The organism is Meiothermus hypogaeus (assembly GCF_003574035.1).
In the GTDB taxonomy this organism is placed as follows: domain Bacteria; phylum Deinococcota; class Deinococci; order Deinococcales; family Thermaceae; genus Meiothermus; species Meiothermus hypogaeus.
On sequence record NZ_QWKY01000118.1, the window covers coordinates 1 to 7,559 of the forward strand.

The following is a 7,559-nucleotide window of genomic DNA, read 5'->3' on the forward strand; positions in this document are numbered from 1 at the left end:
TCGCAGGCTGGCGCGAGACTATGAGCGGCTGGCTGAGACCTTGCGAGGTTGGCACTGGTTGGCTTTTTCGATTCTGATGACAGCGAAAACTGTGGAGCTTTTACGAACAGCTAGTTAGCAGGCTCTAGTTTCCTGGGCCCGGCCTGCCAGGGTGATTCGTTCGGTGGTGCTTGCCGTGCGGGGCATGACCTATGTGGAGGCCACTGTGGCGCTGGGGGCGAGCAGCCTGCATATAGCACGATTTCATTTGCTGCCCGCCGTTTTTCCGGTGGCTTTTGCGCAGCTTATTGCCCTGACTTCCAGTGCAATTTTACTGGAGTCCTCCTTGAGTTTCTTAGGATTGGGCGACCCCACCCAAAAAAGCTGGGGCAGTATTCTTTTTTACGCTCAGGTACGGGGTTCTTTCCTGAACGGTTCCTGGCCCTGGTGGGCCTTACCCCCGGGTTTACTGATTACCTCGAGCGTGCTGGCTTTAGCTGCGCTAGGAAGGGGCCTCGAGCGTGGATCGCCCAGGATATCACCCTAGCAGCATGCACCCCACACACTTCGATTCTGTGCCTTCGTACAACCTCCAGCCCCAGTCACCTTAACTCGATGCGCTGAGCTTCGCTCCCGCAGTAGCCAGGCGGCCACCAGGCTTGCTGAGGGTCTCGAGCGAGGGTGAAGGTTTCCCGGTGGGCAGCGAGAACTTAAACCAGGAAACGCCCCTAATTACCCCGACCCTTGTAGGAGCGAATGGCCTTGATTTTGCTATGTGCATCAAACGCGACCACATCCACCACATATAGCTCAACTGTGCCGTTCACGATGATGTGTACCTCTCCGGCTACCGTATCGGTGTTTTCATAAGTGTTCAGCACACGAATTTCCAGGCTATCGGCTTCAGCAAAGTTCTTGGCGGTTTCCCGCAGGGCTTCGGCCTTGCCCCAAACCGAGATGTTCCAGTCGCGTAGGTGAACCTCCTCGGCCAGCATGGCTGCAATGCCCTCGAGGTCTTTTTGAGCGTAGAAAAGGAGATACTTCTGAAAGAGTTCATTGTGGGTTGGCATAAAAGATTCCCTGCAGCGGTTGTTGCCTTAGCCCATCAAACCATACTCTGTCGGCCCCGCCAGACATACCCCACAATTACGGCCATGCAGAGCACCTCGGCCAAGGCGAAGAAGAGGTAAGAGGGGCTTGCGCTGCAGCCGCCAACCACATACAGCTGGGTCAGCACCGCCGCCAGGGTGTTGGCCCAGAGGTTGGCTTGGTGGGGCAGCACCAGCGACAAAAAAATCATGCGATGGGCACCTGGGGCAGTACCGAGAACAGCAACAATAACCCCGGCGTGACCGTGAGCCCCAGAGAGCCCTGCATGATCTGCTGGAGGGTACCGGTGTGGATGAAGCCGATGATGTGGGCAAAGGCGATGTTATACATCACCACTGTCCAGAGGGCGGCAATCTGGATGCGGGTGGCTTCCACTGCGATCTGCTTTCTTTCCAACGGCTAGACCTGGCTTGCCTTTCGCGGTTCCCACCATTACGCCTCACCCGATGAGGCGTAATGTATCCGGCAAAGCCAAAACCGCTGTGCCGGATATTCGTGGTAATCGCTCTAAGAACATGGAATCAGTTCATGCTTCCTGTTTAGGCCACTTCCATGCGTAACGAATAATTAGCAAAAGAAGAACCACTTCTGCTGCAGCAGCAAAATACATGTGTACCCAGGCTTCACCAGCCAAATTGAACAACATGTAAGGAATATATACCGCAGCCACAATGATGTTGGTCCAACGGTTTACTCTAGCTGGCAGGGCAGCCGAAAGGAAAATCATAAGGGCTGGAATTGCCACAAAAATCATTGCCATAAGCAGAAAGACTTGTGTAATGTCAAACACAAATACTTTTCCTGCCAGCATTTCTTCTATGGAGCCCGGCATGTATAAGTGGAAATAATCTACATAGATGTAAAAAAACATAAAACTCGCCCACAATGCCGCAAGCTTCAGCTTCATATTGACCTTGATGTCTTCCAACGCCCTTTGTGGTAGTTTCATACTCGTACTCCTTACAAACGATACGAATGAGTTTCGCAGCTTACGACCATGCATCCGGCTTGATGCGCTGAGGTTCCTTGGTATTTCTTTTTCGGGCAAATCCCCAGCGTTGGCTATGGGATGTCTGCATTAGGCTTTAAGCTCATGAGAGCGTTGCGTAGGGTTCGTGTTGCACCGTGAGCACCACACTCCCCCGTTTGCGCCCGGTTTCCACGTAACGGTGGGCCTCGGCAATCTGCTCGAGCGAATAGCGGCGATCAATTACCGGCCTAAGGCGACCTTCTTGCGCAAGTTTTGCCAGTGAGCGCACATCCTCGGCCCGTTCGCTGGCCGGTCCGGCCACTATCTTTCGGTTCCCCAGTAGCGACTCCCGGGGAGCCGCGAGCATCTGCGCCAGGGTCGCCAGCACCAGCAGCAAGCGTCCACCCTTGCGTAGCACCGGCTTACTCCTGACAAAAGGAGCTGTGCCCACCGTATCCAGAATCACGTCATAAGTCTGCCCCAGTCGGGTAAAGTCTTGGCGGGTGTAATCCACCACCCGGCAGGCCCCCAGTTCACGTACCAGTTCAGCATTTCTACCGCTACACACAGCTGTTACATCTGCCCCCAGGTCTCGAGCAAGCTGCACCGCAGCCACCCCTACCGCCCCAGAGGCTCCGTTAACCAGTAGCCTATCGCCCGCTTTGAGCCCGCCCCGCCGAAAAAAGTTCAGAGCTGTGGTTCCGCCGAAGGGCAAAGCTGCGGCCTCTTCGTAGCTCAGGTTGGGTGGGATGTGGGCCAGCGGGCCATTTTCGTCGGCGCACTTGTACTGGGCATTGGCCCCCATGCTGGCTCCGCTCATCCCGAACACGCGGTCGCCCACCTTAAAACCCGTCACCTTTGACCCTATGGCTTCTACTGCTCCGGCGAACTCGCTGCCCAGCACTGTTTGACGAGGCCGCCATATACCCATGGCCAGGCGGACAATCAGCCCGAATCCAGCAGGCACATTCAAGCTGCGCAGACGGCAATCGGCCGAAGTGACAGTGGTGGCATAAATCTTGACCAGCACTTCGTTGTCTTTTGGGGTGGGCCTAGGCAGTTCGGCTATACGGAGCACTTCGGGCGGGCCATACTCTGTGCGTACCGCCGCTTGCATGGTGCAGTCACTGGGATTGAATCGCGGTTTGGTGGTTATGTCCATTTTCAACTTTCCTCACTAGTCTTACAGTGTAAGGCTGATTTACAAGGTAGCCTTACGATGTAAGATTGTCAATAGAGCGTCGCATTATGACCCCGAAATCCGTCAAATCAACCAGGAAAAATACCGAGCCCAAAGCCAAACTGAGCCGAGAGCGGGTTTTACAAAAAGCCCTGGAAATAGCCGACCAGGAGGGTATACAGGCCCTCACTATGCGCCGCCTGGCGCAGGAGCTTGAGGTAGAGGCCATGTCGCTGTACTACCACTTCGCCAATAAGGATCGGCTTCTGGACGGCATGATTGACCGGGTGTTTGCTGAGATTGAGCTACCCCCAGCGGGCGAATGGAGGAGCAGGATTCGGACCAGGGCGTACTCCACAAGGGCCGCTCTGGTGCGCCACCGCTGGGCTCTGGGGCTTATGGAATCGCGCACCTCGCCTGGCCCGGCAACCCTACGCCACCACGATGCGGTGCTCGAGTGCTTCCGCAAAAATGGCTTCTCGGTCGCAGCCGCTGCCCATGCCTACTCGCTGTTGGATAGCTATGTGTATGGCTTTGTTTTGCAGCAGATCAACCTGCCCTTCAATACCTTCGAGGAGGCGGGCCCCGCCGCCGAAAGCATCATGGCTGAGGTGGCAGCGGGGGAGTATCCCTACCTAGTCGAGATGGCTAGCGAACATATATTCAAACCAGGCTACGATTACGCAGAAGAGTTTGGAATTGGACTCGAGATTGTGCTGGATGGACTAGAGCGCCTCCGCAAGGCAAACTGACTCGATGGAAGCTATCTCGATACGCTCTACACTCTACTCCAAAAAAGCCTTCACGCAGCGAATGATAGCCGTTAGGCTATAGCCGATGAATTGGCTCGAGAACGTTCGTATTGTGCTGGTAGGCAGCCAGGAACCCATGAACGTGGGGGCCGCCGCCCGCGCTATGCAAAACTTTGGTATCTCGGACTTGTGGCTGGTAGCCCCCGAACCCCGGGTGCTGGAGGATCTGGCCCTGCACCCCGGGGGCTCCATGGCCTACCGTCTGGCGGTACACGCCGAAGAGATTCTAGACAACCTCAAGGTAGTACAAGCCCTCCCCGAGGCCGTAGCCGATGCACGGCTAGTGGTGGGCACCACCGTGCGGGAGCGGGAAATTTACACCGGGCCGGTGGTGGGACCCCGGCCGATGGCCCAGCGGGTAGCTGAGGTTGCACCGCAGGGCAGGGTAGCGGTGGTTTTCGGGCGCGAGACCTCGGGCCTGACCACCGAGGAGATCGACCTATCCCAGCTAATTGTACGCATTCCGACTGCACCTAAGCAGCCCAGCCTCAACCTGGCCCAGGCAGTGTTGTTGCTTTGCTATGAGGTTTTCGGCGCTGCGTCGGCTCCGCCCGCCCCCGACCGGCCCCCGCTAGCCGAGCAGGCTGCCCTGCAGCAGCTCTTCGACGACCTACGCGAATACATCCTGCGCATAGGCTTTACCGATGAGAACCGCCTGCCCTATGCCGTCCGGCGCTTTCGTCGGCTGCTGCATAAGGCCAGCCTGACCCCGGGCGAGGTACAGTTTTTGCGGGGATTTTTACACCAAAGCCGATGGTATGCCCAGCACGGGCGTCGAAAGACCGACCCGGAAGGGTAAGTTTTGGCATGGTTCTATAATCACTTTGCATGGAGCCCATCCCCAGCCTTTATCGCCTAATCCGGCTCTACCGGCTGATTCTGCCCCTGGCCATTGTGCTGGTGGTGGTGCTTTTTGAGCTTTCCCTCGAGCCCTACCAGGGCCAACCGGTGGCCTTCTGGCTGCGGTTGGGCTTTTATGGCCTGGTAGGGCCCCTGGTCACCTGGATGACCCTGGAGTGGATTGCCCAGCAGGTACAAGACCGTGAGCGCGCTCAGCGTGCCCTGGAGGCGGCCAACCGGCGGCTCGAGGCCATCGGCAACATCCTCAAGCGGGCCTCGGCAGCCGACAACCTCGAGCAAGCTCTGGCCACGGTGGTACAGGAGGTAGCACAAGCGCTGGGGATGGAGGCCGCGCTGACCCTCGAGGGGGTTCGGGCAACCTCACCCGGCTTCAAAGCCCAAGCCGCGCCACATTACGAGCTGCCCTTGCCGGGCATGCAAGGCAAGCTCGAGGTGGGCCCGCCCCGCCCGCTCTCGAGCGAGGAGAAGGGTTTTTTGGAAGTGCTGGCAGCCGAAATCGCCGGGGCACTGGACGCCGTTCGGGCCCGCAGCCGCGACCTGCTCACTCTTTACGAAGTAGACCAGGCCCTGCGCGCCGAAGCCAACCTAGACCGCTTGTTGCAGCGCTTGATGGAGCGCATCCTGGCCTGGGCCGGGGCCAGCGGGGGTGGGGTGTTGTTGCTGGATGAGGAGAATTTCTTGCAGCCGCAGGTTTTGCGAAACCTCGAGCTTCCCCCCTACGCCTTTGTGCCCGAGCACCAGTGGAAGGAAGCCCTGGAAGCCCCCGTATTTGTGCGGGACAACCTGCTGGCGGTGCCGCTACACCAACAGACCGCCATTGGCCTGCTGCTCGTTCAGGGTGAGGCCGAAAACCTGCGCCAGAAGCTACCCTTTTTGCGCTTTCTGGCCGCCCAGGTTGCGCTGGCCGTCCGCAATGCCCAGGCCTATCTGCGGGCCGAGGAGCTGGCCCTCACCGAAGAGCGCAACCGCATTGCCCGCGAAATCCACGACGGCATCGCCCAGGCATTGGCCTTCATGGCCCTCAAACTCGACCTGGCCGAACGGCTATTACAAACCGACTTACAGCGTGCCACCGAAGAACTCCAGCAGGTCAAGGAGACCCTGCGGGGCCAGATACGGGAGGTACGGCGCAGCATATTTGCCCTGCGGCCCATCGATCTGGAGCGCTATGGCTTTCTGGAGTCGGTGCGGCGCTATGCCAGCGCTTTTGCCGAGCAGGCGGGCTTCCGGGTTCGCCTCAGCCTGCCGGAAAAAATCGAGCTCTCGCAGGCTTCCGAGCTGGTATTTTTCCGGGTCTTGCAAGAGGCGCTGACCAATGCCGCCAAGCACGGTAGGCCTGGGCTGGTGCAGGTCAAAATCACGCCGCTGGGTGAGCGGGGCGGCGTGCTGGAGATCAGCGACAACGGCAAGGGATTCAAGGTCTCAGACTCGGCAAGCGGCATGGGTGGCTTTGGTCTGACCCAGATGCGCGAACGGGTCGAGGCCCGGGGCGGGCGCTTTGTGGTCGAGTCGGTAGAGCACCAGGGCACCACTGTACGGGCCGAACTGCACTTTTGATGACTGAAGGCGTACCAGCACCCAGAAGCCGTCGCTAGGGCGCACAGCGAAGGGCTCGGCTGCGACCCTGCGGCGGCACCACCACCAGGTACTCTGCCTGCAAATCCACCACCCGGCCCGAAAGTTTGATCAGGATCAGCGTTTCCCGGTCCCGCGCCTTTTCCCAGTTGGGCAGGCTGCTGGCGTAGCTGGCCGATTCGCCCGGCAGCAACAGGCGGATACGACCGTTTTGTACGGCCCCCACGTGAAAAGCTGCCGGCTTAGCGAAGTCGGGAATTTTGTCGTAGGGTGCCTTAAGGTTGGCCTCGGCCCAGACCCGGCTGGCCGCCGCATAGACGGTTCCGGCAGGGTCGCCCACCTGCAACTCGTGCAGGCAGCGCCGGGCCTTGGGGTCTTCATCGAGGAGTTTGGCCAGGTAGGGGGGCGCATCGCTCCGGTCAATCAGTGCCTTGCGGGCCAGATACATGTAGCCCAGGTAGGGATTGACCGGATTGCGGGCAGTGCCCAGCTTGAAAACCGTGGGCCCAATGGTAATCACAGGGTTGGCCCAGCCCTCTACCCGAACCGGGGTACGGATGCCCAGATCCACCTGGGCCAGATTGATGAACAGGTCGTCAAAAACAGCATAGGCGATCTCGTTCTGGCTGACCATCCGCAGGTACAGACCGTTGGCGGTCTGGGGGAACCTGACCTCGAGCAGGTAGCGCCCCAGGATGCCGGTCTCGTTGAAACGCACCCCTTTGGGCTCCAAAAGGCTGCGCAGCTCACTCACCCGCAACAGCGCAGGCTGCTGCACCCCTCCCACCGCCCAGGGTACAGAGCCCACACCTTCCTGAGCGAGGGCCCAGGCCAGCCCCATCGCTCCTACCCAGGCTATACTTTTCTTCATCCCTTACCTCCTGTAGCCAAGTCATACCGGATTCAAAAAGACAGTTTACAAAACCAAAAACACCAGAGGCTGTCTTTTTGAATCCTAGAGCACACCCCTCCCTTGAGTACCGGCGCTAGCCGGGGGCCGATGGCCCTTCACTGTCGGTCGGCGAAGAAAGCGTCTCCCTTCCAAGGGGCGGTATCGCCCTCCGCTACGCGG

At 58.9% G+C, this 7,559-nt stretch carries 9 protein-coding genes and 1 pseudogene; 4 read left to right on the top strand and 6 right to left on the bottom strand.

The features are described 5' to 3' along the window. Positions 1 to 133: 133 nt before the first annotated feature. A pseudogene (locus Mhypo_RS16680) lies at positions 134 to 526 on the top strand (ABC transporter permease); the annotation flags it as partial. Positions 527 to 707: 181 nt separating this feature from the next. Here Mhypo_RS16680 and Mhypo_RS16685 read toward each other — a convergent pair. The 5 genes from Mhypo_RS16685 to Mhypo_RS16705 all read right to left on the bottom strand — a co-directional run bounded on the left by Mhypo_RS16685 (position 708) and on the right by Mhypo_RS16705 (position 3,176). Continuing rightward, entirely contained in the window at positions 708 to 1,049 is a 342-nt protein-coding gene (locus tag Mhypo_RS16685) for a nuclear transport factor 2 family protein (protein ID WP_119342374.1), read from the bottom strand. Positions 1,050 to 1,084: 35 nt separating this feature from the next. Beyond that, the gene (locus tag Mhypo_RS16690; protein WP_119342375.1) at positions 1,085 to 1,279 is read right to left on the bottom strand and encodes a hypothetical protein; all 195 of its coding nucleotides are present in this window, start codon (positions 1,277 to 1,279) and stop codon (positions 1,085 to 1,087) included. Next, the gene (locus tag Mhypo_RS16695) at positions 1,276 to 1,485 is read right to left on the bottom strand and encodes a hypothetical protein (RefSeq protein WP_119342376.1); all 210 of its coding nucleotides are present in this window, start codon (positions 1,483 to 1,485) and stop codon (positions 1,276 to 1,278) included. Before Mhypo_RS16695 ends, Mhypo_RS16690 begins: the two co-directional genes overlap by 4 nt. 130 nt (positions 1,486 to 1,615) lie before the next feature. After that, positions 1,616 to 2,038 (bottom strand): DUF6326 family protein, encoded by a 423-nt coding sequence (locus tag Mhypo_RS16700; protein ID WP_119342377.1) that lies wholly within the window; start codon positions 2,036 to 2,038, stop codon positions 1,616 to 1,618. A 142-nt stretch (positions 2,039 to 2,180) separates the two neighbouring features. Further along, a complete protein-coding gene (locus Mhypo_RS16705) occupies positions 2,181 to 3,176 on the bottom strand; it encodes an NAD(P)-dependent alcohol dehydrogenase (RefSeq protein ID WP_119342381.1) in 996 nt (331 codons plus the stop codon). A gap of 131 nt (positions 3,177 to 3,307) precedes the next feature. Between Mhypo_RS16705 and Mhypo_RS16710 the strand changes: the two genes are divergently transcribed. The 3 genes from Mhypo_RS16710 (at position 3,308) to Mhypo_RS16720 (ending at position 6,469) form a co-directional block, all read left to right on the top strand. Beyond that, the gene (locus Mhypo_RS16710) at positions 3,308 to 3,991 is read left to right on the top strand and encodes a TetR/AcrR family transcriptional regulator (RefSeq protein WP_119342378.1); all 684 of its coding nucleotides are present in this window, start codon (positions 3,308 to 3,310) and stop codon (positions 3,989 to 3,991) included. Between the two features lie 85 nt (positions 3,992 to 4,076). Then, entirely contained in the window at positions 4,077 to 4,850 is a 774-nt protein-coding gene (locus tag Mhypo_RS16715; RefSeq protein WP_119342379.1) for an RNA methyltransferase, read from the top strand. A gap of 29 nt (positions 4,851 to 4,879) precedes the next feature. Continuing rightward, positions 4,880 to 6,469 (top strand): sensor histidine kinase, encoded by a 1,590-nt coding sequence (locus Mhypo_RS16720; RefSeq protein ID WP_119342380.1) that lies wholly within the window; start codon positions 4,880 to 4,882, stop codon positions 6,467 to 6,469. 34 nt (positions 6,470 to 6,503) lie between these two features. Here Mhypo_RS16720 and Mhypo_RS16725 read toward each other — a convergent pair whose 3' ends face one another. Continuing rightward, the gene (locus Mhypo_RS16725; RefSeq protein ID WP_240637321.1) at positions 6,504 to 7,358 is read right to left on the bottom strand and encodes a hypothetical protein; all 855 of its coding nucleotides are present in this window, start codon (positions 7,356 to 7,358) and stop codon (positions 6,504 to 6,506) included. Positions 7,359 to 7,559: the final 201 nt, after the last annotated feature.